This window comes from Rhodococcus sp. 14-2470-1b (genome assembly GCF_002259415.1).
Lineage (GTDB): Bacteria > Actinomycetota > Actinomycetes > Mycobacteriales > Mycobacteriaceae > Rhodococcoides.
Window position 1 is genome coordinate 433,301 of record NZ_NPFY01000011.1, and the last position, 22,636, is coordinate 455,936.

21 protein-coding genes and 1 riboswitch are annotated in these 22,636 nt (G+C 64.6%); of the genes, 7 read left to right on the top strand and 14 right to left on the bottom strand.

Features of this window, described 5'->3' with window-relative positions; genetic code table 11:
• The first annotated feature begins 101 nt into the window (after positions 1-101).
• The gene (locus tag CH293_RS09055) at positions 102-710 is read left to right on the top strand and encodes a TetR/AcrR family transcriptional regulator (RefSeq protein WP_094720014.1); all 609 of its coding nucleotides are present in this window, start codon (positions 102-104) and stop codon (positions 708-710) included.
• Here the strand turns inward: CH293_RS09055 and CH293_RS09060 are convergent.
• From CH293_RS09060 to CH293_RS09080, 5 genes are all read right to left on the bottom strand, one after another.
• Positions 698-1,969: an LLM class flavin-dependent oxidoreductase gene (locus CH293_RS09060; RefSeq protein WP_037109582.1), complete on the bottom strand. Its 1,272-nt coding sequence runs from the start codon at positions 1,967-1,969 to the stop codon at positions 698-700. The genes CH293_RS09055 and CH293_RS09060 overlap by 13 nt on opposite strands.
• Positions 1,969-2,724 carry a 3-oxoacyl-ACP reductase gene (locus CH293_RS09065; protein WP_037109586.1) on the bottom strand — a complete coding sequence of 252 codons (756 nt, stop codon included), beginning with the start codon at positions 2,722-2,724 and terminating at the stop codon, positions 1,969-1,971. Before CH293_RS09065 ends, CH293_RS09060 begins: the two co-directional genes overlap by 1 nt.
• Before the next feature lie 98 nt (positions 2,725-2,822).
• Positions 2,823-2,917, bottom strand: a riboswitch (TPP riboswitch).
• A 96-nt stretch (positions 2,918-3,013) separates the two neighbouring features.
• On the bottom strand, positions 3,014-4,297 hold the full coding sequence (locus tag CH293_RS09070) for an alpha-amylase family glycosyl hydrolase (protein WP_094720015.1): 1,284 nt from the start codon (positions 4,295-4,297) through the stop codon (positions 3,014-3,016).
• Positions 4,294-5,454, bottom strand: coding sequence for an alpha-hydroxy-acid oxidizing protein (locus CH293_RS09075; RefSeq protein ID WP_094720016.1), 1,161 nt, complete (start codon positions 5,452-5,454; stop codon positions 4,294-4,296). Before CH293_RS09075 ends, CH293_RS09070 begins: the two co-directional genes overlap by 4 nt.
• Entirely contained in the window at positions 5,441-6,199 is a 759-nt protein-coding gene (locus tag CH293_RS09080; RefSeq protein ID WP_094720017.1) for a type 1 glutamine amidotransferase, read from the bottom strand. Before CH293_RS09080 ends, CH293_RS09075 begins: the two co-directional genes overlap by 14 nt.
• A gap of 87 nt (positions 6,200-6,286) precedes the next feature.
• Here CH293_RS09080 and CH293_RS09085 point away from each other — a divergent pair, with 87 nt between their 5' ends.
• The 3 genes from CH293_RS09085 to CH293_RS09095 are packed head-to-tail and all read left to right on the top strand — an operon-like array spanning position 6,287 to position 12,064.
• On the top strand, positions 6,287-8,221 hold the full coding sequence (locus CH293_RS09085) for a helicase-related protein (protein WP_255122775.1): 1,935 nt from the start codon (positions 6,287-6,289) through the stop codon (positions 8,219-8,221).
• 39 nt (positions 8,222-8,260) lie between these two features.
• Positions 8,261-8,707, top strand: a complete 447-nt coding sequence (locus CH293_RS09090) for a PPOX class F420-dependent oxidoreductase (RefSeq protein ID WP_094720018.1) — start codon at positions 8,261-8,263, stop codon at positions 8,705-8,707.
• Between the two features lie 45 nt (positions 8,708-8,752).
• Entirely contained in the window at positions 8,753-12,064 is a 3,312-nt protein-coding gene (locus CH293_RS09095; RefSeq protein ID WP_094720019.1) for a BTAD domain-containing putative transcriptional regulator, read from the top strand.
• Here CH293_RS09095 and CH293_RS09100 read toward each other — a convergent pair.
• Positions 12,038-12,730, bottom strand: coding sequence for a hypothetical protein (locus CH293_RS09100; RefSeq protein ID WP_249300100.1), 693 nt, complete (start codon positions 12,728-12,730; stop codon positions 12,038-12,040). The genes CH293_RS09095 and CH293_RS09100 overlap by 27 nt on opposite strands.
• A 170-nt stretch (positions 12,731-12,900) precedes the next feature.
• On the opposite strand from CH293_RS09100, the gene CH293_RS09105 reads away from it, so the two are divergent.
• Positions 12,901-13,656, top strand: a complete 756-nt coding sequence (locus tag CH293_RS09105) for an SDR family NAD(P)-dependent oxidoreductase (protein ID WP_037109601.1) — start codon at positions 12,901-12,903, stop codon at positions 13,654-13,656.
• 47 nt (positions 13,657-13,703) lie between these two features.
• Here the strand turns inward: CH293_RS09105 and CH293_RS09110 are convergent, their stop codons facing one another.
• The 3 genes from CH293_RS09110 to CH293_RS09120 all read right to left on the bottom strand — a co-directional run bounded on the left by CH293_RS09110 (position 13,704) and on the right by CH293_RS09120 (position 15,791).
• Entirely contained in the window at positions 13,704-14,135 is a 432-nt protein-coding gene (locus tag CH293_RS09110; protein ID WP_094720020.1) for a DoxX family protein, read from the bottom strand.
• Between the two features lie 91 nt (positions 14,136-14,226).
• On the bottom strand, positions 14,227-14,700 hold the full coding sequence (locus CH293_RS09115; RefSeq protein ID WP_094720021.1) for a helix-turn-helix transcriptional regulator: 474 nt from the start codon (positions 14,698-14,700) through the stop codon (positions 14,227-14,229).
• Entirely contained in the window at positions 14,697-15,791 is a 1,095-nt protein-coding gene (locus tag CH293_RS09120; protein ID WP_094720022.1) for a serine hydrolase, read from the bottom strand. Before CH293_RS09120 ends, CH293_RS09115 begins: the two co-directional genes overlap by 4 nt.
• A gap of 487 nt (positions 15,792-16,278) precedes the next feature.
• Here CH293_RS09120 and CH293_RS09125 point away from each other — a divergent pair, with 487 nt between their 5' ends.
• Positions 16,279-17,034, top strand: a complete 756-nt coding sequence (locus CH293_RS09125) for a GTP pyrophosphokinase family protein (RefSeq protein ID WP_037109610.1) — start codon at positions 16,279-16,281, stop codon at positions 17,032-17,034.
• Positions 17,035-17,147: 113 nt separating this feature from the next.
• On the top strand, positions 17,148-17,732 hold the full coding sequence (locus CH293_RS09130; protein ID WP_094720023.1) for a giguanylate cyclase: 585 nt from the start codon (positions 17,148-17,150) through the stop codon (positions 17,730-17,732).
• Here CH293_RS09130 and CH293_RS09135 read toward each other — a convergent pair whose 3' ends face one another.
• The 5 genes from CH293_RS09135 to CH293_RS09155 are packed head-to-tail and all read right to left on the bottom strand — an operon-like array spanning position 17,733 to position 22,621.
• Positions 17,733-18,572, bottom strand: coding sequence for a DUF72 domain-containing protein (locus tag CH293_RS09135; RefSeq protein WP_094720024.1), 840 nt, complete (start codon positions 18,570-18,572; stop codon positions 17,733-17,735).
• Between the two features lie 24 nt (positions 18,573-18,596).
• The gene (locus CH293_RS09140) at positions 18,597-19,922 is read right to left on the bottom strand and encodes an MFS transporter (RefSeq protein ID WP_094720025.1); all 1,326 of its coding nucleotides are present in this window, start codon (positions 19,920-19,922) and stop codon (positions 18,597-18,599) included.
• A complete protein-coding gene (locus CH293_RS09145; RefSeq protein ID WP_094720026.1) occupies positions 19,919-20,488 on the bottom strand; it encodes a 3-isopropylmalate dehydratase in 570 nt (189 codons plus the stop codon). The genes CH293_RS09140 and CH293_RS09145 overlap by 4 nt, the downstream gene beginning before the upstream one ends.
• Before the next feature lies 1 nt (position 20,489).
• The gene (locus CH293_RS09150; RefSeq protein ID WP_094720103.1) at positions 20,490-21,734 is read right to left on the bottom strand and encodes an aconitase family protein; all 1,245 of its coding nucleotides are present in this window, start codon (positions 21,732-21,734) and stop codon (positions 20,490-20,492) included.
• A 14-nt stretch (positions 21,735-21,748) separates the two neighbouring features.
• Entirely contained in the window at positions 21,749-22,621 is an 873-nt protein-coding gene (locus CH293_RS09155) for an oxaloacetate decarboxylase (RefSeq protein ID WP_094720104.1), read from the bottom strand.
• Positions 22,622-22,636: the final 15 nt, after the last annotated feature.

Sequence of the window (22,636 nt, forward strand, 5' to 3'; positions counted from 1 at the left end):
ACCCATCGTCCGCACCCTCGCTCGGGTGACTGAATCAGTATTCACTGAATATGGGTTCAGTCTGTACGCTACACACGTCACTGTCAATCGAAAGGGCGCATGTGCCGACCACCTCACGCGAGCTTCAGGCCGCCCGAACCCGCACAGAACTCGAGGGCGCCGCGCGTGTCGTGTTCGCGCGGACGGGATACCTCGCGGCCAAGATCACCGACATCACGCGCGAGGCCGGCCGGTCGACGGGGTCGTTCTACAACCACTTCGACAGCAAGGACGCACTACTGCTCGCCCTCGCCGAACGACTCGGCGAGGAAGCCGACGCGATAGTCGCCGCGCAGGATCCGGTCGCACGAACCGCGCGAACCATGCGTCCCCACCTCGAGGTGTTCTGGCGGATCTTCGGCGAGAATCGAACAGTCATCGACGCGCTCCGCGACGCAGCCCTCGTCAGCGACGAACTCTCCTCCCGTGTCGAAGAATTCACCATCCTGCAGTTCGAGCCGTGGGTCGACAGACTGCGCGGATTCGAGAGCGACGGCGTCGAGCTGCCGGCGTCGCCCGCGGTGACGGCGCAGCTCGTGGCCGGCGCCGCCGAGTCGTTCGCACGCCGATGGACGGGCGAATCGTCGCATGGACTCGATGCGCTCGTCGACTTCGTCGATCGCGCAGTCTTCGGTCCGCCCGTGAATACACGTCCCGATCAGACGAGGTGACCACGCAGCGTGCTGGAGGTGTAGTCCCGACGAAAGAGCCCCCGCGACTGCAGGACAGGTACTACGTGGTCGACGAAGTCATCCAAACCGTCCGGATACAGCGGGGGCATCAGGTTGAAGCCGTCCGCTGCACCGCCGTCGATCCAGGCCTCGATCTCGTCGGCGATGGACTCGGGAGTGCCGATCATCGTCGCATGGCCGCCGCCCGCGGCGAGCGTGCCGAGCAGCTCACCGACGGTCGGAGAGTCTTTCGCGATGATCCGAAGGATGGTCTCGTACCGTCCGTGGGGCCCGGTGAATTCCTCGATGGGAGGCAATGAAGGGACAGGAGCATCGAGTTCCCACGCACTGCAGTCTTGTTCGACGAACATGCTCAGTTGTCTCAACGACTGCTCCACCGGCAACAAGGCGTCGAGCTCGTCCTTCTTCGCTCTCGCCTCGGCCGTGGTCGATCCGACATAGGTCACGAGGCCGGGCATGACGCCGACGGACGAGGGTTCCCGTCCAGCACTGCGGATCCGAGCCTTCACATCCGCGTAATACGCCGCGCCGGATTCGATATCGTAGGCGACTGCATAGATCGCCTCGGCGTAGCGGGCGGCCAGATCCCGGCCCTGCCCCGACGCACCTGCCTGGAACAGCACCGGCCGGCCCTGCGGTGAACGAGGGACCGTCAGCGGACCGTCGACCCGGAAATGCTTGCCCGAGTGGTCTATCCGATTCACCTTGTCCGGATCGGCGTACATGCCGCCACGGTCGAGTACGAGAGCATCGGCGTCCCACGTGTCCCACAGAGCGAGGGCGACGTCGACGAACTCCTCGGCACGCGCGTATCTCTCACCCCGAGGCGGGATCTCGTCGAAGCCGTGATTGCGCGCTTCGGCGTCGAACATCGAGGTGACGACGTTCCATCCTGCCCGTCCGCCGCTGATGTGGTCGAGGGAGGCGAGCAGCCGCGCGGCGTGGAACGGTGTGTAGAACGTGGTGGACACCGTGGTCACCAGCCCGATGTGCGTCGTCGCCCGCGCCATCGCCGTCAGCGCGGTGATCGGTTCCAGAAACCAAGTTCCCGCTCCTGCCGGGTCACGCACCGAGTGGCCGTCGGCGAAGAACACCGCGTCGAGTTTGCCGCGCTCCGCCGTCCGTGCGAGCTTCTCGTAGTACCCGATGTCGCCCAGGTCCTCGACGCGCGAACGCGGATGTCGCCAGGCGGCGCTGTGGTGACCGCAGTTGTACAGGAAGGCGTTCAGATGCATCATCAGTCCTTGACCAATCCACCGTCCACGACGAGATTCTGGCCGGTCACCGAACGGGACCACGGCGATGCGAAGAACAGCAACGCATCGGCGAACTCCTCGGGCGTCACCACACGTTTCAATGGAGTGGAGGCGGCGATGAAATCGAAGACCTCCTCCGGCGTCGCGGCGCTCGCGTCGGTCGTGCGCAACAGGCCGCCGGACACCATGTTGACGGTGATGCCGTCGCCGCCGAGGTCGGCCGCAAGCGTCCTGGTCAGCGACAGAAGAGCGGCCTTCGACGCCGTGTAGTCGTGGTACGGCACCACGGGGTTCTGAAACAGGTTGGTGCCGACGTTGACGATCCGGCCCGATCCGGCGGCCCGCATACCCGGCACCGCGCGCTGAGTCGTATTGAGAGCACCGCGCACTGCGCCCTGGAACTGGGCGTCGAACTGGGCCCAGGAGATGGTGTCCGCCTTGCTGCGCGCGTCACCGTCGAACGAGAAATCGGCGAGAGCATTGTTGACGACGGTGGTGACCGACGTGCCGAAATGCTGCTCGGCTGCCGTGAACAGGGCATCGACCTGGGCGGGATCGGTGACGTCGGCCGCGACCGCAATACCGCCGATCTCCGACGCCAGTGCCTCCGCAGCCTCGCGGCTACGCCGATAGTTGACGACGACGTGTGCTCCCTGCGCAGCGAACGCGCGGGCCACTGCGGTTCCCAGGCCCCGTCCGGCTCCGGTGACGACGACGGTCTGACGATCGAAGTTCATACGTGTGCCTCTCGCTCGGTGGACACCACGAACGTGAGGATGCACGGATGCTCGGCACCAACGACCGACCGCGCTGACATCCCTAGGAATACCGGGGCATTCCGCAGGCTCCACGCCTGCCGCTGGTGTTGACCAGATCAGGTTCGACGGGTGTGTTCTCAGCCGCATCGGTGCGGCACCCCGTGTCGACTGCACATTGTAGCCCCTTCGCTGGGCACTACCGTCTATCACTCCTTCTACGGTGATCTATCAAAATCTCTAGACAGTGATAGATCGTCCTACGATCGAGCTAGCCGATGACCGCCCATCCGTGTGCCGGCACCGTCGTCCGTCCACCGTCCACGGACGCAGCACCTGCCAGGACTTCGCCGGAAATGCGGTAGTCGACGGTATCGTCGCCGAGATTCAGCGCGACGTGCAGTGCGTTGTCGCCACTGTGGACCCGATAGAGCATCGCGGTGTTGGCCAGCTCGACGGTCTCGGTTTTCGCAGTGTGCAGCCACGGAGCGCGTCGGCGTAGTCCGATCAGTTCCTGGTGCAGGTGGAACGTCGACCATCCCGCCGGATCGAGTTGCTCACGGGTCATGGGGAATTCGGGCCGGACGTCGTCGTCGCCGCCGACGCGTTCCTCCTTGACGCCGCGGAAGCCCTGCTCGTCGCCGTAATAGATCATCGGTGTTCCCCCGGTGGTGAACAGCGTGACGAGCGCGTGGGGGAGATGCCGTTCGTCGGAGATGGTGCTGGCGATGCGGTTGACGTCGTGGTTGCCCACGAACGTGGCGGGCACGAAGGTGTCGAGCCACTCGTTGTGGCGCTCGAGGGCGTGCGAGAGCTCGAAGAAGTTCTGCTCCGCGATTGCACTCCACGTCGCCTTCCACAGCTCGTACTGGGTCACCGAGTCCAGCGAGCTCCGCTGCACGATCTGTGCGTAGTCACCGTGGATGACCTCGCCGAGGAAGTACGCGTCGGGGAACCGTTCCCGTACCCGAGGTAGTACGGTCGCCCAGAACTCCGGCGGCACAGCGTATGCCGCGTCCAGACGCCATCCATCGGCGCCGCGGCCGAGCCAGTGTTGCATGACGTCGACGACGTAGTCCTGCACTGCGGCACTGCTGTGGTCGAGCGCGACGAGCTCGTCGTGACCTTCGAAGTTGCGGTGACGCCCAGAGGCGTCGAGATGAAACCAGGATGCCGCGTCGGAGTCCCCGGCAAGAGCACTCCGGAACCGTGGAAAGCTCTGTCCTACATGGTTGAAGACACCGTCGAGCATGACCTTCATCCCCCGGCTGTGCGCCTGGTCGATCACGGTGTCGAAGTCCTCGTCGGTACCGAGCCGCGCATCGACGCGCAGGTGGTCGACGGTCTCGTACCCGTGGCCTTCCGAGGCGAAGATCGGGCCGAGAGCGACACCGGATGCTCCGAGTTCCAGTGCGTAGTCGAGCCATTCGACCACCTTGAGCAAACGATGCTCGTCGGCCAAAGAGGTTCCGTCCCACTCTCGCACCGGCGCACCGGCGAATCCGAGAGGATAGACATGCCACCAGATTGCGTGCTCGACCCAGGACGGACTCATGCGCGCACCACGGATTCCCGGCCGAGTTCGGCGGCACCGGTGTGCCCGGACAAGCTGGTGACCAGATCGAATTCGGCCAGAATGCAGCGCAGTACGTGCTCCACACCCTCCTGCCCGCCGAGTGCAAGGCCGTACAGGAACGGCCTGCCGAGCAACACCGCGTCCGCTCCGAGCGCAAGCGCCTTGGCCATGTCGGCCCCCGTGCGCACCCCGGAATCGAACAACACCGTCACCTGATCACCGACGGCGTCGACGATGGCAGGCAGCGCGTCCAACGATGCTCGTGCGCCGTCGATCTGGCGTCCACCGTGGTTGGACACCACGATGCCGTCGACTCCGTGCTCGACGGCCGACCTCGCGTCGCCGACGGTGCAGATCCCCTTGAGGACGATCGGACCGTCCCAGTGATCCCGAAGGAACTTCAGTTGACCCCAGTTCAGCCCCGGATTGGGGAACATCTTCGCCCAGTGCATTGCCGCAGCAATGGGATTGGTCTCCACAGGCTGCTCGAGCCCGGCCTTGAACGCCGGATCGGTGAGGTAGTTCTCGATGCCGAGGTTCGCGAGAAACGGGAGGTAACCGCGGTCGAGGTCCGCCGGACGCCATCCCAGCAGAGTCGTGTCCAGGGTGAGCACGAGCGTCGTGAATCCGGTGGCCTTCGCCCTGTCCAGGAAACTCAGGAGCACCGATTCATCCGTGGGCCAGTACAACTGGTACCACCGCGGTGCGTCGCCACCGGCTTCCGCCACTTGCTCGAACGAGTGCGACGCCTGCGTCGAGTGGATGTACGGAACGCCGAGCGCCGCTGCGGCTCGCGCGGTGGCGAGCTCACCGTCAGGATGGGCGAGAGTCTGAATGCCCACCGGTGCGATCAACAAGGGCGCGGGAAGCTCCGTGCCCAGCACCGTGACCGAATGATCCCGTTCGGCCGAGCTACGCAACATTCGCGGTGCAATGCGCCACCGGTCGAACGCTTCTAGATTGGCACGGGCCGTCGAACCACTACCGGCGCTGGCGACGATGTACCCCAGCGCCTCGGGCGTCAGCCTCGCGGCAGCCTGATCCTCGAGTTTCGCGAGGTTGGTCGTGATCTTCGGCTTCTGATCGGTGAACATGCCCTGGGCATAGATGCCGATCTGGTGGTCACTGAAGTTCATGCTCCCCACCGTAGTGGGAGGCGGGGAGTGCACAGCGTGAAATCCACCCGTCGAGCAGCGCGGCGCAGCGTGCACGCAGGTCGGCTTCGTTCTCCACCAGGTCCTTCCTGATGGCGTCGACCATGTCCTGGTCCTGCTCGATACCGTCACGCACCCACGCGTCGGCCCAGGAGTCGAAGACGTCGACGTCGATCTCGGGGTGGAATTGCAGTCCCAGGTGCCTGCCGTGCACGAAGGCCTGCTGGCCGGCACTGTTGCTCGCGATCACCGTCGCGGTGTCCGGCGCGACGAAGGTGTCGTCGTGATACTCCATCCACGGTCCGGGCCCCATCAGGTCCGGGCACACCGAGATGGTCTCGGTCAGGCCGTGCTCGGGGAACTGCGAACGCGTGACGGTCCCTCCCAGGATTCGAGCGAGCAACTGCCCACCGAAACAGACACCCAGAATCGGTACGTCCTTCTCGATGGCTCGCTCGAGGTAGCCGATCTCCGGGCCGATCCACGACGACTCTCCGTACGCAGCGTCCGGCGATCCCATGACGACCACCATCCCGGCGTCGTCCAGCGAAGGCGGGGTATCGGCGTGCCCGTAGTCGAAGGAATGGACGTCGAGTCGGTATCCGCGACTCTCCAACTCGGGCGCGAGCGTGCCGATATTGCGATAGCCCAGCGCCGGGTCACGATCGTGCACGAGAACGACTGCACGCTTGTCGGTCGCGGAATCCTGCCGAGAATCGATCGTCATGAGGCACGAGGCTATGACACGGTGCCGAACGGACTGTCCTCTGTACCGGTACTGCCGTGTCGGTCCGGTGCTCTACGGTTGTTCTCCGTGCCACCACGTCGACGCAAACCCGCTTCCACCACTGCCCGCACGGTCGGCGCGGGCAAGAGCGCTGCCGCACGTAAGTTCAAGGCGTCGTCGGGAACCACCACCGCGAAGAAGCGCACCACCACACGCAGGAAGCCGGTCCGCAAGACGGCGTCGCCCGATCTGCCGCTCCCCGATCCAGGCGAGCGCGTCTGGGTACTGGACGTCCCGTTCGAGGATCGCGCATTGGCATCGGCGTCGGGCGCCCGCTGGTATCCGGGCCCACGCGTGTTCGCGTATTACGGAACCGACCTGCCCGACGGGTTGGCCTCGTTCGAGTCCATGCCGTACAGCCTCCAGCGGTGGGTGGAGGACGACGCGAACGAAGAGTGGAGACCGGAGGTCGTCCACGAACGGTCGTTGACGCCTCGCGAGACGCAACTCGAGGCGGTGCGCCGGCAGCTGGGCGCGGTGAACGCGGGGTTCCCGTACTTCGCGCAGATGGACTCGACGGGTCTCGGCAAGACTCTCGCCGTCTGCGAAGCCGTTCGGCAGGCAGGCTCGGCTCCGGACATCGGCACGGTTCTGGTCGTCGCACCCAAGGGCGCGCTTCCTGGCTGGCGACGGACCATCGCCGATACCGAGGCGGATCTCGATCCCGCGGATCGCAAGCGTTGGCTGCTGGTGACGTATCAGTCCACCAAGAAGTTGTTGACGGTTCCCGAGGACACGGACCTGGGCAAGCGCAAGAAGACTCAGAACAAACGCACGATCACGTTGGGCGAGTTGCGTTTCGACATCGACGTCGTCATCGCCGACGAGTCGCACGCGTTGATGAACATCGAGTCGCAGCAGTCGCAGATTCTGTGGCGGTATCAAGAGGCCGCGCGTGCGGTTGTGTGGATGTCCGCGACACCGGGGTACCAGCCGATGCACTTCGCGTATATGGCTCGCGCGATCGAACAGAGCCGGGCGGCCGGTCCCATCGTCGGCGACGAGGAGGTCCTCGGGTACGGCGTGACCACCAAGTGGGCCGAATTCCTGATCGAGCAGGGCTTCGCACTGAAGGAGGGCAAGGCGACCACCGGGCTGAAGACGTGGCGGTGGGAACCGGAGGACGCCGCGCAGCGTACGCGCGACATCGACACCATTCACCGGTGGCTCTCCGGAGGTGCTGTGCCGTGGTCGATCTCGCGCCCCTCGCCCCCGACGCCGCGTGAGCCGCTCGGCCAGGAACTCACTGCCGCGCAGAAACGCCTGTACAACTCGGCGTGGGTGGACTACCGCAAGGAGCTCGGCCTACCTCTGTGGAAGTCCGTCGGCGGTAAGCGTGTGCTGCAGAAGAATCCGAGCACGAGGGCTGCGGCACTGCGGTTCCGTCAGAAATGCTCCTACCTGAGGATCCCGTCGACGGCCGATCAGGTTCGTGCGTGGATTCGCGACGGCAACCAGGTGTTCGTCTCCATGTTCTACCGCGAGTCGGTCGCGGGCCTCGCGGAGGCGCTGCGCGACGAAGGCCAGGATGTCGCCGTCGTCGACGGCAGCATGAGCAGTCAGGACCAGGAGCACGAGATCCGACGCTTCCAGACCGGCGCTGCCCGCGTGATCATCTCGACCACGACGAGTGCGATCAACCTGCACTCGAACGAGCTGTTGCTTCCGGAGCGGACGGTGTCGACGTCGGCGCCGCGTGTGACCTTGATTCACGATCCACGATGGACACCGATCGAGATTCGTCAGATCGAAGGCCGAGCCAACCGCATCGACAAGGACCACGAGCACACGACGTCGACGTGTTACTACGGTTACGCCGAGGGCACCGTCGAGGAGGAAATGGTGCTCACCGGGATCGAGCGCATCGCGGACCTGGGCTCCATCGTGGGCCAGGCCGACCTCATCGACCCGGAAGCATTCCTGGCGGCGCGGGCGGAGGCGGGATCGGCGTCGGGCGCATAACGTGGGGTAGTCGACCGAGCCACTACTCGAGGGGGAGTCATGAGTTCAGACAGTTCCGAGTCGCGCCGCTTCGATCCGCACGATCTGGTGGCCGAGGCACGTCTCGGCGTCCTCGCGACCATCAAGTCCGACGGTAGGCCGCAGCTGTCGCCGGTGACGCCGTACTACGACCGCGATGCCGGAATCATCTACGTCTCGATGACCGACGGCCGCGCGAAGACCAAGAACATCCGGCGTGACGCTCGGGTGTCCATCGAGGTCACCAGCGCCGACGGCAGGTCGTGGGCCACCGTGGACGGGACCGGAACGCTCATCGGGCCGGGAGCGGACGTGTCGAGCCCCGAAGTCGATGCCCTGGTCGACTACTACCGAGCCGCCGCCGGGGAGCACCCCGATTGGGACGAATACCGGTCCGTCATGGTGTCCGACCGCCGCGTTCTGTTGAAGCTTGCGGTCGAGCACGTCTACGGCCAGCGAATCGGCTGACGAACCAGCTGCCCGTCGGGAACCGGCTGCGTTGACTTCCGCGACATGAGTCCCGTGCCCACCCACACGCTGACGATCGGTGTGCTGGGTCCGATGCGTGCGCGCCTCGACGAGCGCGACATCGACCTCGCCGGCCCCGGCCGACGCGCAGTACTGGCGCGACTCGTCCTCGCCAGGGGCTCGGTGGTGTCGACAGATCTGTTGATCGAGGATCTGTGGTCGGGTGAACCTCCCCCCAAAGCGCTGGCAGCCCTGCAAGTTCACGTGTCGAATCTTCGCAGGACCCTCGAGCCCGACCGCAGGCCTCGCACGCCGGCGACGGTTCTGGTCAGCTCCGCGCCGGGATACAGGCTGGTCCTTCCGACCGAGCAGGTCGATGTCTGGCATTTCGAATCCCTGGTCGTCGGCGGCATACGCGAGAGCGACCCGACATCTCGGCTCGGAATGTTCGATCGTGCGCTCGCATCGTGGTCGGGTAGCCCGTATCAGGGTCTCGCAGACATGCACTGGGCTGCAGTGGAGATCGCACGTCTCGACGAACTACGAAGCACGGCAGTCGAAGAACGGGCGCATACGCTGCTGAATCTCGGTGCGGCACCCACGGCCGTCATCGCCGATCTCGGGAGGCACGTCGCCGACAGTCCAGGACGTGAGCGCCCCGTCCACATCCTCGCTCTGGCGCAGTACCGCGCAGGGCGACAGGCCGACGCCCTCGATACCCTGAGCCGGGCGAGGAGATACCTGTCCGACGAACTGGGCATCGACCCCGGCCCCGAGTTGCGCACACTGGAACGCGACATACTTGCCCAGGATCCCGCGCTCGATGCACCGCACGTGGTCGACGTCGCTACTGCCCGTGTGTCGTTCCCTGCGCCCGCGCCCAAGGCCCCGGTGGTGAACTGCAGACCGAGGGAGACGCAGGTCGTCCTCGATGCTGCCCGCGGTGTCGAACACGGCTCGTTCGACATCGTCTGGCTGGGAGGCGAGCCGGGCCAGGGCAAGTCGACACTTGCCGACACCATCGCGCACCACTTGGCCGCCCGCGGATGGACAGCGGCATGGGGGTCGTGCCCGGAGGTCGACGGGACACCGCCGGGCTGGCCGTGGTCCGAAATTCTCGCGTCCCTTCGGTCGCAGGCGCCAGTCCCCGCAGAGCTGCGGCAGATACTGGATCCCGCCTCGGCCTCCGATGATGTCGCCGTCGAGACATTCTGGCTGGCACGGGCTCTCATCGGCTATCTGACCCGTCTCGCGGGAACTGCACCGCTCGTACTCGTCTTCGACGATTGCCACCGAGCGGACGAGCTGACCATGCAGTTGCTCCGGCACCTGATTCTCGCGCCGAGGGGTGCGCGGGTGCTCGTCGTCGCGACGTACCGAACCTCCGAGGTATCGGCCGAGCTGGACACGGTATGGGCAGCAACGGCGGGCACTCCGTCGACCAAGATGCGCTTGACCGGGTTGACTCTCGGTGGGGTAACGGAAGTCGCGAAGCAATCCGGCTACACGGACATGGACGCGGACGTACTCGACGTGCTCACCGAAAGAACGGACGGCAATCCACTGTTCGTCCGTGAGTTCGCTCGGTTGATCGTGTCGGAAGGTGCAGCCGCGGCGCGCTCCTCGATTCCGGTGGAGATCGGTGAAGTCCTCCGGCGGCGCATCACCAGACTTCCCGAGAACAGCGTGCTGACACTCAGGCGCGCATCGGTTCTCGGCCGCGACGTCGATCTTTCCGTGCTATCCGCAATGAGCGACAGGACCCAGGACGAGTTGCTCGACGCACTGGAGCCGGCAGTCCTTGCCGGCCTTCTCACCGAGACCGACTCGGAGCGAGTACGTTTCACTCATGCGCTCGTCCGCGACACGCTGTACACGGAACTGCCGCTGATGCGACGCACGCGGTTCCACGGCAATGCGCTACAAGTGCTCGCAGCCCGAACACCACACGATCCCGCACTTCTCGCTCACCATGCTGCACTGTCCGCAACTCCCACAACAGCACTCACGCTCGTGCCCTTCGTCGTGGACGCGGCCAGGCGGGCTGCAGCATTCGGTTCACACCGAGAGGCGCTCGTACTGTGGAGCTCCGCCGTCGAACTGCACGAGAGCGCCGTCGACGGGTCCGCGACGGACCTGCTGGACATCCTGATTCCCTATGTCGGGTCGTTGGCGCGGGCAGGCGATACGGCGTCGGCGCGACGTCGACGGCGCCGAGCGGTGGACATCGCGTCGGCACCGGGGACCACAACGCACCTCGGGCGTCGCCGGTCGATCGACGCTCTCACGTCCTGGTCCGCGCCGGTCGTGTGGTCCATCCGGCCCGATGTCGCCGTCGATGCGTCCATCGTCGACCCCGTTCGAGCGTTGTTGCTGGATGCCGACATCGGCGTGGCTGATCGCGCACTGTTGCTGAGCACGCTCGTGTTCGAGATAGAGGGCAACGATGTCGCCGACACTGTCGCCGCGGCGTCGGATGCGGTGCGTCACGCCCGACTGTCCCAGAACGACGCCGTACTGTGCCGGGCACTCAATGCCTACGGTTACGCAACCCTCGGGCCTGATCTGGCACACACTCTGTCCGCGACGAGCGAGGAACTGCTGCGTGCGGCGGTAGCCGACCCGGCGTATCAATCACTCGGTCACTACTATGCATTCTTGTCTCATTGTGCCGCAACGGAACTGGATGAAGCAGATGCGAGCGCCGCCGCCGTCATCATCCACGCCAGCGGGCAGCAGCTGGGTGAGATGCTGGGCGTCGTCCGGATCTACCGAGCCGCCTGCGACATCGCCTCCGGCCGCACCGACAGTGCGCTGCGCGGATACTCCGAGGCAGCGGCCCAGATGGTCGCCGGCGGCAGCGCGATCGCCCATCTGATCACCATGATCGGACGACTGGGCGTGGCAACGTATCTGGGCGATCTGGCACCGATGGTCGACGAGCTGAGCGCCATCGAGAACATGCGCCCCCAGAGCGTCCGGTACCCGCTGATCGTGGCATTGCTCGACTCGGGCGAGAAGCACAGGGCACGCGAACTCTGGCTCGACGCGGAGCCGTACGACAGGGATTACTACTGGCTCGGCATGACCGCCCACGCGGCCCGCGCCGCAGCGAGGCTCGGTGACCTGGAGGCGGCCACGAAACTGCACGACGAGCTCTCACCGTTCTCGGGTCGAATCGCGGGGTTCGACTCGGGCGCCTTCTACGCGGGCACGGTCGACTCCGCCCTGGCGGCAACGGCCGAAGCCCTCGGCAACACCGCCGCCGCCGAGGAGCTCCGAGCGCGTTCCGATGCCCTCCTCGAGTCACTTCGCCATCGGGCAGCTACGTCATCGGGTAGCTACGTCGACTCGTGAACTCGTCTGCAGACTGCGTGTGTCCGCTCCTGAGCTGTTGCCTTTGATCATCAGGACTCCGATTGCTGCGATGGCCAGGCCCCGGGGGATCTCGATGACGAGCCCGGACAGAACCGGAGCCTGAGGGATCGGCGTCAGGAGAATCAGTCCGCCGAGCGTCATCACCGCACCGATCCACAGCGGCACCGCACGAGACTTCAGTAGCGCGATTCCGATGATCAGCATGCTCACCATGAAGACCAGGCCCGCGAACAACTGCAGGTTCTGGAATGCCGGATCGGCGAACAGCGAATCGTCCGTCGGGACGAGGAAATGAGCGGTCTCGTGCTTGGCGGCTATCGGCACCGAGACGAATGCTTCGACGGTCAGATGCGGGAGGATCACGAGCATCCCACCGAAGAAGTAGAGAGCGAAGCCGATCAGTCCGAGCAGTCCCGTCTTTCTGGACACCCAGACGTAGACGGCGGGCAGCCCGAGGAATTGCAGCAGCGTCCCGATCAGCAGCAAGTACTGCGCGTACGGGTTGAAGGGTTCGCTGAGCGCTTCCACCGAATGCGCCCATCCGCCGACGACCGGATGCAGTGTTCCACCGATCAAGTTGAAGACGAAGGCGACGACGACGGCGATACCGCTCAGCCTGTACAGGAGCGAAGGTGTGATGTTCATGGTCGACAGCGTCGCCCACCGCACTTGGTCGCCACTTGGCGAGAACTTTCGGCAGCTCACATCAGCCGCAACCCGGAATAAGTAAGCCGGCGTAACTATTGTACCTTTACAGAAAGGTAGTTCTAGGTTCAACTACCACTGAGTTTCGATTCACGAGGAGATGGGTTGTCATGGCCACGTACGACGTAGGAGATCGCTCGGCGATCGTCACCGGAGCAGGCTCCGGAATCGGGCGCGCGGTTGCACTGGAATTGGCGGCGAACGGAGCATCGGTGCTGGTCGCCGATCTCGACGGAGACCACGCCAAGGCCGTCACCGACGAGATCACTGCAGCCGGAGGCACCGCGGCAGCGTTCGTCGGCAACGTTGCGGACCTGGACGACGTGAAGGCCATGGTCGCCGCGGCCGGTGAACTCGCCCCGCTTCGCATCGCCGTCAACAACGCAGGCATCGGAGGCGAGCCTCTCCCCGTCGGCGATGTGTCGGTGGACAGCTGGCGCAAGGTCATCGAGGTCAACCTCAATGCGGTGTTCTACGGAATGAAGGCCCAGATCCCGGCCATCGCCGCAGCAGGCGGTGGATCCATCGTCAACATGGCATCGGTCCTCGGCAGCGTCGGAATTGCCAACTCCGCCAGCTACGTCGCATCCAAGCACGGCCTGCTCGGTCTGACGAAGAACGCTGCGCTCGAGTACGGCGCACAGGGCGTTCGCGTCAACGCAGTCGGCCCCGGCTTCATCCGTACGCCGCTCCTCGTTGCCAACATGGACGAAGATGCCCGAAAGGCGTTGGAAGCCAAGCACGCTCTCGGTCGTCTCGGCACCTCCGAGGAGGTTTCCAGCCTCGTTGCCTTCCTCGCCAGCGACGCCGCAGGCTTCATCACCGGCAGCTACCACCTCGTCGACGGCGGATACGCAGCCCAGTAGCTCCGAACCGTGTCACCTCCGGTCGGTTCCGTTCGATCGACCGAGCCTCAGCGCACGAACGGCATGACCTGACGCACCTTGGGGTCGCGAAGGTAGAGCGCCGCCCATACCGCGACGCCGACGTACACCGCGAACAGCACCGTGCTGAACAGTGGTTTGTCGACCCGCCAATTGGTCAGAACCGCGCCGCCGAGGTAACCAGTGAGCAGTACCGCGCCGAGAAAGGCCGTGCGCGGCACCAGGAACAGAGCAAGGCTGACCAACAGAACGACACCGATGACAGGCGTCATCTCCTCGCGTAGACCGAGGTCGACCGTCGCATCCCGCACTTGCTGCACATTGACCAACTTGGTCACTCCGTCGAAGATCAGGAAGATCGCGAGGAGTGCCGTCAGCACCCAACCGGCGCGTGCGGCAGTGCGGGAGCCGGACGGGACGGTCGGTGTCACGTTCTCGGTCTGCGTGTTGTTCGAGGACATTGTCTTCTCCGATGCTCGCGGGCGGGTGTGTGCCTGTACCGACACCGCCCGGCTCCGAAACTCATCGCTCGACACTCATCGCTCGACGCGGTCAGGTACCCAGTTCGCCCGAAATGTCCGCGGCGGCGAGCATCGACACGAGCAGAGGCACGACCTTCTTCGCTCCGACTCGGTACTCACCTCTGCCATGCTGTTCGACGATGTGGGCCGAGCCCAGCACCTTGAGGTGGTGGTAGACCTGCCCCGTCGACCCGAGCCCGACGGCCTCCTGCAGTTCCGACGCATTGGCCGGTCCCCGCAGGAGCACTTTCACGATCTGCAATCGGACGGGATGACCCAGCGCCGCAAGAACATCCGTCGTGCGTGCGACCGAGAGGTCCAGGATCCCGTCGGGGGAATACCCGATGTCCCATGTCACGTCTCCGTGAAGATGGACGTCGCCGCGGTACGCGATCTCACCGCCCGTCGGGGCAGCTTTCTCTGTCGGAGCACCGACGTCGCGGCGTTCCAGCTCCGCGACCCGGGCCTCCAACTCGGCGAGCCTGGCCTCGAACTCCCCGCTCACACTGCGCAGGCAATTCGGTCGAAGCCCGACGGCGAGCTCAGCGCGTCGACGATCAGCGTCTGCTGGTTCCCGATGCCCGCGAGAGCTACCTCGTACCGATCGGCAGGCAACGAGTCGATCAGCCACACCGCCGTCGCAACCGTGCCGTCGTCCCGCCGTAGCTCGAACGCCTGCGTCAGGACACCCGGCAGGTTGCCGCCTTTGAACCCGATTCCGGCGGCACCGTCGGGCGCGGGGCGGTGTTCGAGCTGCCGCAGTGCGACATCGCCACCGTCACCGAAACTTCCGTCGGCGATCGCGCGATAGAACCCGGCGAGTTCGGCAGCCGATCCCTGCGCCGACCGCTCCTGCACCCCGTCGACCTGCTGATCGTACGACGGCACTTCGAGGCCTGCGCTCACGTCCACACGGAACTGCTGATCGAAGGCCCACCTCTCTGCCGTTGCCCACGTGTCACCGTCGCCCAACGCGGGATCGAACAACGACAGCGTCTGCGTCACGAGTGTCGGAGCCTGAAAGTTCTCCCACCCTCCGGCCGCGGCAGCACGCGTGAGCGCGTCGTCACCCAGCCGATAGCGCAGGTAGTCCGGCGCGGCATTGTCGCTTTCCTGGATCATCGCGGAGACGATGTCGTCCAGCCGAACGGTGCCGGCAAGATCGGTCGCGCTGGTGCCGTCGTTTGCGATCCCCAGCCGTTCGAGTGCCGCCGGGTGCGCGCCGCCGTCCGTTCCCGGTACGTACCATCGTTCCCAATCCAGTAGCGGCACTTGCTCGTCCGGGTCCAGTTCACCTGCGGCGACCGCGCGAGCATAGGCGCCGAGGTGGACCACTTTCACGGCCGACGCCAGCGGCTGCTGCTCCTCTGCGCGATGCTCGACGGTGCGTCCACTGCCGTCGTCGACCAGCAGGCTCACGGACTCCGGCGCCTGACCGATCAGACCCAACCACCCGTCCTCGGTGTTCAGATCCGTCGACGTCACCGGCGTGCACTCGTCCGGCTCCGGCGCACTGTCGGTACCGGACGTGGACGTGCACCCCGTCGCCACGAATAGAGCCAGGCAGCTTGCGGATACAGCAATGGTTCGACGCATCGTGACCCCTCTGTCATTCCGTAATTTCGTAATTTCAGATTATGGCACAACATCGTCGAGTTCAATGGGAACGTATGTTCGAATGCGTGTTACTCTGAGTGGGCCGTCCCCGAGTCCCCCGGCTCCGGACGGTCCAAACGTCGAGCAGGCGGTGGCAAGCATGGATTCACCCGGAAAGAACGCGGCGGCGCATGACGACAGCGGAGGGTGATGACGGCAGCGGGACCCTCCATCGATTGGGCGATCGATGGGTCGAGAACGCACCGTGCAGGTGCGCTCGCGGTCACGCCCTCGGCCCACGGACCGTACTGGTCGGGTCGAGGGCGTGTTCCTGCGGCCGAGGGCACCATCGAACCCACGCGTGCCGCACCTGCGGAGATGTCACCTTCAGCCCTCCCCTCGGCCCGAGATGCGCGGACGCGAGCTTCGACTCACGCGGAAGCCACCGCGCCTAGGCTCCCTGGCCCGGTAAGGGACAATCGAGGGCATGGAACGCGATGCCACGGGCGAGGAACCCCAGGCGGTGCCGGATTTCGACCGGCTCCGGAACGACTTCACTCGATTCATGATGGGGTACAAGTTCGGCATCGACGAACTCATGACCAAGATCAACATCTTGAAGGAGGAGTTCACCCATATCCATCGCTACAGTCCGATCGAACACGTAGGTTCACGGCTCAAGACCCCCGAGAGCATCATCACCAAGGCTCGACGAAAGAACTGCCCGCTGACCCTCGATGACATCCGGTCGAACATCGTCGACATCGCGGGTATTCGCATCACGTGCAGCTTCATCTCCGACACGTACCGAATCGCGGACATGATCGGCAGCCAGACCGACGTGCGTGTACTCGAGATCAAGGACTACATCGCCACGCCGAAACCCAATGGCTACAAAAGCCTTCACCTCATTGTCGAAATTCCGGTGTTCATGAGCGACCGCATTCAACCGGTGCCGGTAGAGCTGCAGATTCGTACCATCGCGATGGATTTCTGGGCGAGCCTCGAACACAAGATCTTCTACAAATACTCCGGGACCATCCCGGCACCGTTGTTGGACGAGCTCACCGAGGCCGCCGACAGTGCCAACCGGCTCGACGTCACGATGGAGCGGCTGCACGACGAGGTGGCCGAGTTCAAGAACGACAAATCCGACGACGCCATCCACCTCAACTCGATGCCGCCGTTGGCTCTGCCCCGCGAACTGTTGATGGCCATGCTCGACGGCACCCGATCACTGTGACACGTCACAGAACGGCAGACGTAAAGGTCTGATATCGAACCGGTTTCGCCGTAGCACCCCCTCGCGATGTGTCAGACTCCGATCGGGGGACCGAACGAAATCGGGGGATCGGGATGTCGGCAGCCGGCGACACGCTGGAAGAGCGATACGAGTGGGTCGTCGATGCGATGGCGTCACTGGCGATCACGACGATCGTCAAACGTGTGCTGGCGTTCGCGACCCTGAGCATGGCCATCATCCCGGCGTTGGAACTTGCGTCCGGTTACGCCCCCGCCACCACGACCGGAGTAGCTGTCACGTGGGCGTCCATGTTGTTCGCCTTCGCCGCCGCGGTGTGGTGGTGGGTGTCGCCGTGGCCTCGCATCGGCCCGGCCTTCGTATTCGTCATCGGATCGGATATCGCAATCTTCGTCGCGGTCTTCTCCTCGAGCACACCACCTGCGATCACCCTGGCCAAGACTGCGTTCTTCATCGAGATCGGGATGTTCGTCGGCTTCTTCCTGGGCCGATGGATGCTCGCGACGCACGTTGCGCTCTGCACGCTGTTCACGACGGTGATTGCCGTCTGGGTGGTGGTCGTGGACGGTCTCAGCCCGATGATGACCGTGTTCGTGTGGGCCCCGATCGTCGTGTCGATCAACGGATTCGTACTGCTTCTGCACTTCTGCGCCAGCTCGGTTCGAATGGAGTTCGAGTAGTCAGATACGTTCACGCAGCCTCATCGCATCGAATGGAGCGAATCCTTTGACGTCGTTGTCGAAGTACGCGAAGACGTCTCGGCCCGCGCCTGTCCACTCTTCGATGCGATGAGCCCACTTGTCCAGGGCTGCATCGTCGTAACCGCTCGCATACAGTTCCTCGTCGCCGTGCAAGCGGATGTACACGAAGTCCGACGTCGGCGTGTCGACGAACGGGTAGCGTCCGGCGGTGTCGGCGACGACGAACGCAACGTCCTTCTCTCGCAACAGCTCGACAGCCTCGTCGGATCGGAAGCTGTCGTGCCGCACCTCGAGTGCGTGACGCAAGGGGCGGTCACCGTCGATTGCGAGACTGACCCTGTCGTCGGGCAGCTTGTCGTCCCGCAGGCCCGCGAGGGCCACGGCCTCCGTGGTCGTGCGGGGTAGTAGATCGAAGAACGCGGCCAGCGCACCGGCGTCGAACTGTAGGTTGGGCGGCAACTGCCACAGAAATGGACCGAGTTTCGGTCCCAAGCTCAACACACCCGTCGAGTAGAAGTTGGCGAGAGCGGATTCGACGCCGACGAGCCTCTTGATGTGGGTGATGTACCGCCCGCCCTTGACGGAGAACACGAAGTCCTCCGGCGTCTCCTCACGCCACTTCACGAAGCTCGCCGGCTTCTGCATTGCGTAGAACGTTCCGTTGATCTCGATGGAGGACAGCCGTTCCGACGCGTACTCCAACTCTCGGCGGTGTGCCAGGCCTTTCGGATAGAAGTCACCCCGCCACGGCGCGTACGTCCAACCCGAGATGCCGACCCTGACCGTCGGCTTCGATGTGCCCGGTACCCGTCGCGTCATGCGAATCAGTATGCACTCACCGCATCAGACCGGCAGGGCGGTCTTTCCGGTTTCGCGGATGGTGAGAACCGTGGCGACACCGATTGCGCAGACACCCATGACCCAGTACGCGGGGGACATGGCGTTGCCGGTCGATTCGACGAGCTGCGCGGCGACGTACGGAGCTGTTCCGCCGGCGGCGATGGTGCCGATGTTGAATCCGAGCGAGACTCCGGTGTAACGAACGGACCTCGGGAAGAGTTCGGTGAACAGCGGAAACGCGGGCACCTGGACGACGCCGTTGAGCACCATGTAGACGAAGTACACGATTCCGACGACGACGATGCTCGCTGTGGCACCCAGGATCATGAACGCGGGCAATGCAATCACGATGTACGCGACGTAACCGGCCAGCAGCACGGGTTTGCGGCCGAATCTGTCGGTCAACATGCCGCTGAGCGGGAACGTGGCGCAGGCCAACGCAATACTGATGGCCGATGTCCAGTACACCGAGTCCTTGGAGAAGCCGAGATCGTTGATGAGGTACACACTGAAGTAGGTCAGGCCGATGTAGCCGGATCCGTTCATCGCGATGGCGATGCCGACGACACGAAGCACCGACCACGGGTTGCGCTTCACCACATCGGACAGCGGGCTCTTGGTGACCTGGTTCTTCTCGGCCATCTCCTCGAATTCGGGGCTGTCCTCGAGCTTCAACCTGACACGTAGGCAGACGACGGCGAGTGGCAGAGCGAGAAGGAACGGAATTCGCCATCCCCAGGACGACATCTGCTCGTCGGTGGTGACGAGGGCGACCAGACCGACAACCGCTGCGGCGACGGCGAATCCGAGTGTCGAGCCGATCGGCGTGAACGATCCGAAGAATCCCCGACGGTTCGGCGGCGCGGACTCGGCGATGTACGTTGCGGCACCGCCGATCTCACCTCCGGCCGAGAACCCCTGCGCCAGTCGGATGATCACCAGCAGAACCGGAGCGAGGTAGCCGACGGACGAGTGCGTCGGAAGCAACCCGAGGATGCCGCACGCGATGCCCATGCAGACGACGGTGATGACCAGAGCGGATCGACGACCACGTCGATCGCCGAGGCGGCCGAAGAAGATGCCGCCGAGGGGACGGGCGACGTACGCGACGCCGAACACTGCGAGTGTTGCCAGGATCGACACTCCTGGGCTGGTGGACGGGAAGAAGAGCGGAGCGATGACGACGGCGAGAAATCCGTACACCGCGAAGTCGTAGTACTCGATCAGAGTTCCGACGCCACCGGCGATCGCGGCCCGTCTGGCAGTGGTGTTCGACTTACCCGGACTGGCCACGTCGGTCCTCGTGGATGGGTGCGGCGAATTGGTCATGTCGGCTGTCCTTGCTGTACGAGTGACTGCTGTGCGAGTTGGTGCTGTGCCAGTTGGTGCTCGGCGATGAGGAGTTCGTAGGATCCGCCGGCCTCGATGACGGCGACGGTCCTGGGGTTGGGGGGCGAGCCGACGAGTTCGGTTCCGTCGTCGGTGCGGAGAGTCGCGGAGCGCCAGTCCAGGGTCACGGGATCACCCGTCGCCACGGCGGTGGACACTCCGGGAACGGTGATGAGCGGCATCCCGTTGAACGTTTCGCCTCGCCAGAATCCGGGCGAGAACGACTCGGCGACGATCGCTGCGATTCCGGCGTTGCGCAGCGCGACCATCGGCGGGTAGTGCGGGTGACCGTATCCGAAGTTGCGCCCGCCGACGATGATGTCTCCCTGCCGAACTCGGTCGACGAACCCAGGGTCGTAGGCGTGCATGCACACGGACCTCAGGTGGTCGGGGTCGTAGGACTTGATGTTGGAGACACCGACGACGAGGTCGATGTCGAAGTCGTCGCCGAAGATCCAGGCGATGCGTCCCTCGATGACGTCGGGTGGTGGTGGATAGGCACTCACGTCATGAACTCCATTCTCGGACGGATCCGGCCAGGGCACTCGCCGCAACCGTGTACGGCGATCCCATGTAGATGTTCGCGTCGGAACTGCCCATCCGACCGGAGATGTTGAGAACTCCTGTGGAAATGCAGTTCTCGCCTGCTTGGAGTGGTTTCTGGTAGCCGAAGCAGAAGTCGCAGCTCGACACCGCGATGGTGGCGCCTGCTGATCGGAGTACGTCCAGAATTCCCTCGCGCTCGGCCTGCTCGTGTACCTGCTGCGAGGTCGGGACGACGTTCAACTCGACACCGGGGGCGATGGTGTTGCCGTCGAGCACCAGGGCCGCGGCGCGCAGGTCTTCGATGCGCCCACTCGCACAGGAACCGATGAACGCCTTGGTGATCGGCGTTCCGGAGACCTCCTTCGCGGTCTTGGTGTTGGCTGCACGGGCCGAGCCTGGTTGAACGACGCGGGGGACGACCTCCGACAGGTCGATGGTGTGCCGGGCCGCGTACACGGCATCGTCGTCGGGGTGAACTGGATCGAAGGCCTGGCGCGCAACCGTGTTCGCGTACGCCAGCGAGGTCTCGTCCGGCTCGAACACCGCGGACACTGCACCGGTGAACATTGCCATGCCGCACAGTCCTTGACGGTGATCGATCTTCATCGACCGAGCGCCCGGTCCGCCGAATTCCATGACCTGGTGCGCGCATCCGTCGGCCCCGACGAGATCGATGATGGTGTGGACGAGGTCTCTGCTGTCCACGCCCGGGGAGAATTCACCGACGAGATCGAAACGTGTGGTGGCCGGAATGTCGACGTACACCTTCCCGGTCACCCATGCCTCGATGAGGTCGCGTCGGATTCCCCACCCGAGCGCACCGAACGCTCCGACGCCGCTGATGTGGCCGTCGAAATGAACGAGGAAGTCACCAGGAATCGCCAGTCCCAGTTCGGCCGTCAGCTGGTGGCCGATGCCGCGGCCTTCGTGCAGTTCGATTCCGTAGAACTCGCACCAATCACGCGTGACCTTGTGGACCTCGGCTTCTTTGTCGTTGTTCTTCGTCAACATGTGGTCGATGAACACGACGTACCGACTCGGATCCTCGAGCTCGGTGATGCCGAAGTCCTCCCGCATCTGACGGAACATCACGTCGGTGTAACCGGGGAAGTCGTAGGCGATCATGCGGGCCGGACGGACCGCGTGATTCTCACCCGCGCGTACCGTCTCGCTGTCGCAGGTGCGGGCTAGAATTTTCTCGGTCATGGTGTAGCCGGGACTCATTTGGCAGCCTCGGGGAGGTATTTGCGCTGTTTGGCTTCGACGTCGGAGAAGCCGATGAGGTCGACGAAATCGTGATGCGACAGTGCGTCGGCGCTGACCGCAGCGGGAGCTTCGCCCCCGGCGAGGCGCCGCAGTGCAGTCCGTGCGGCGCCGGTTGCCGCCATGAGAACCTGCGTCGGCAAAAGTGCAAGCCGAACTCCGATGCGCTCCAGCACTTCCGGAGTGAAGTCGCGTTCGGTCCAGGTCGATGCCGTCAGCGTCGCCATCAGCGGAACGCCTACCTCGTCGTGGCAACGCTCCCATTCCTCGATGGTCTCGAACGTCTTGGTGACGGGCATGATCATGTCCGCGCCCGCCTCGACGTATGCCTGCGCACGACGGATCGCGTCGTCGCCCCGGGCATCGGTGCGCGCGATGAGCAGCACCGTGTCGGGCGTCGAGTCTCGCACGGCACGGATCTTGCCCGTCGCCTCTTCGACGTCGACGAGTGCCACCGGGTCGCCGACGCAGATAGGGCAGGACTTGGGAGACACCTGGTCTTCCATGAACATTCCCTGCACGCCTGCGTCGACGAACTTCGTTGCGGTCCGGGCGGCGTTGACGGCGTTGCCGTAACCGGTGTCGATGTCCGCGACCAGGGGAAGCTTCGAGGTTTCCCGGATGGTCCTGATGGCCTGAAGGTTCTCCGTCATGGTGTACAGCTCGGCGTCGGGGAGTCCGAGGGCAGCGGACACCGCGAATCCCGACGCGCACAGTGCGTCGAATCCGGCCTGTTCGGCGAGCTTGGCCGTCAGACCGTCCCACACCCCGGGGGCGTAGACGAGTCCGGCGTTGGTGAGGTCCTTGAGGGTGGGCGTCGAAGCCGTCATCACTAGTCCGTTCCG

Excerpts from the sequence above, each read along its gene's own strand:
- CH293_RS09060 (WP_037109582.1), bottom strand. The coding sequence starts at position 1,969 with ATGATGCATCTGAACGCCTTCCTGTACAACTGCGGTCACCACAGCGCC.
- CH293_RS09065 (WP_037109586.1), bottom strand. The coding sequence starts at position 2,724 with ATGAACTTCGATCGTCAGACCGTCGTCGTCACCGGAGCCGGACGGGGC.
- CH293_RS09070 (WP_094720015.1), bottom strand. The coding sequence starts at position 4,297 with ATGAGTCCGTCCTGGGTCGAGCACGCAATCTGGTGGCATGTCTATCCT.
- CH293_RS09075 (WP_094720016.1), bottom strand. The coding sequence starts at position 5,454 with ATGAACTTCAGTGACCACCAGATCGGCATCTATGCCCAGGGCATGTTC.
- CH293_RS09080 (WP_094720017.1), bottom strand. The coding sequence starts at position 6,199 with ATGACGATCGATTCTCGGCAGGATTCCGCGACCGACAAGCGTGCAGTC.
- CH293_RS09090 (WP_094720018.1), top strand. The coding sequence starts at position 8,261 with ATGAGTTCAGACAGTTCCGAGTCGCGCCGCTTCGATCCGCACGATCTG.
- CH293_RS09095 (WP_094720019.1), top strand. The coding sequence starts at position 8,753 with ATGAGTCCCGTGCCCACCCACACGCTGACGATCGGTGTGCTGGGTCCG.
- CH293_RS09100 (WP_249300100.1), bottom strand. The coding sequence starts at position 12,730 with ATGAACATCACACCTTCGCTCCTGTACAGGCTGAGCGGTATCGCCGTC.
- CH293_RS09105 (WP_037109601.1), top strand. The coding sequence starts at position 12,901 with ATGGCCACGTACGACGTAGGAGATCGCTCGGCGATCGTCACCGGAGCA.
- CH293_RS09110 (WP_094720020.1), bottom strand. The coding sequence starts at position 14,135 with ATGTCCTCGAACAACACGCAGACCGAGAACGTGACACCGACCGTCCCG.
- CH293_RS09120 (WP_094720022.1), bottom strand. The coding sequence starts at position 15,791 with ATGCGTCGAACCATTGCTGTATCCGCAAGCTGCCTGGCTCTATTCGTG.
- CH293_RS09125 (WP_037109610.1), top strand. The coding sequence starts at position 16,279 with ATGGAACGCGATGCCACGGGCGAGGAACCCCAGGCGGTGCCGGATTTC.
- CH293_RS09130 (WP_094720023.1), top strand. The coding sequence starts at position 17,148 with ATGTCGGCAGCCGGCGACACGCTGGAAGAGCGATACGAGTGGGTCGTC.
- CH293_RS09135 (WP_094720024.1), bottom strand. The coding sequence starts at position 18,572 with ATGACGCGACGGGTACCGGGCACATCGAAGCCGACGGTCAGGGTCGGC.
- CH293_RS09140 (WP_094720025.1), bottom strand. The coding sequence starts at position 19,922 with ATGACCAATTCGCCGCACCCATCCACGAGGACCGACGTGGCCAGTCCG.
- CH293_RS09150 (WP_094720103.1), bottom strand. The coding sequence starts at position 21,734 with ATGACCGAGAAAATTCTAGCCCGCACCTGCGACAGCGAGACGGTACGC.
- CH293_RS09155 (WP_094720104.1), bottom strand. The coding sequence starts at position 22,621 with ATGACGGCTTCGACGCCCACCCTCAAGGACCTCACCAACGCCGGACTC.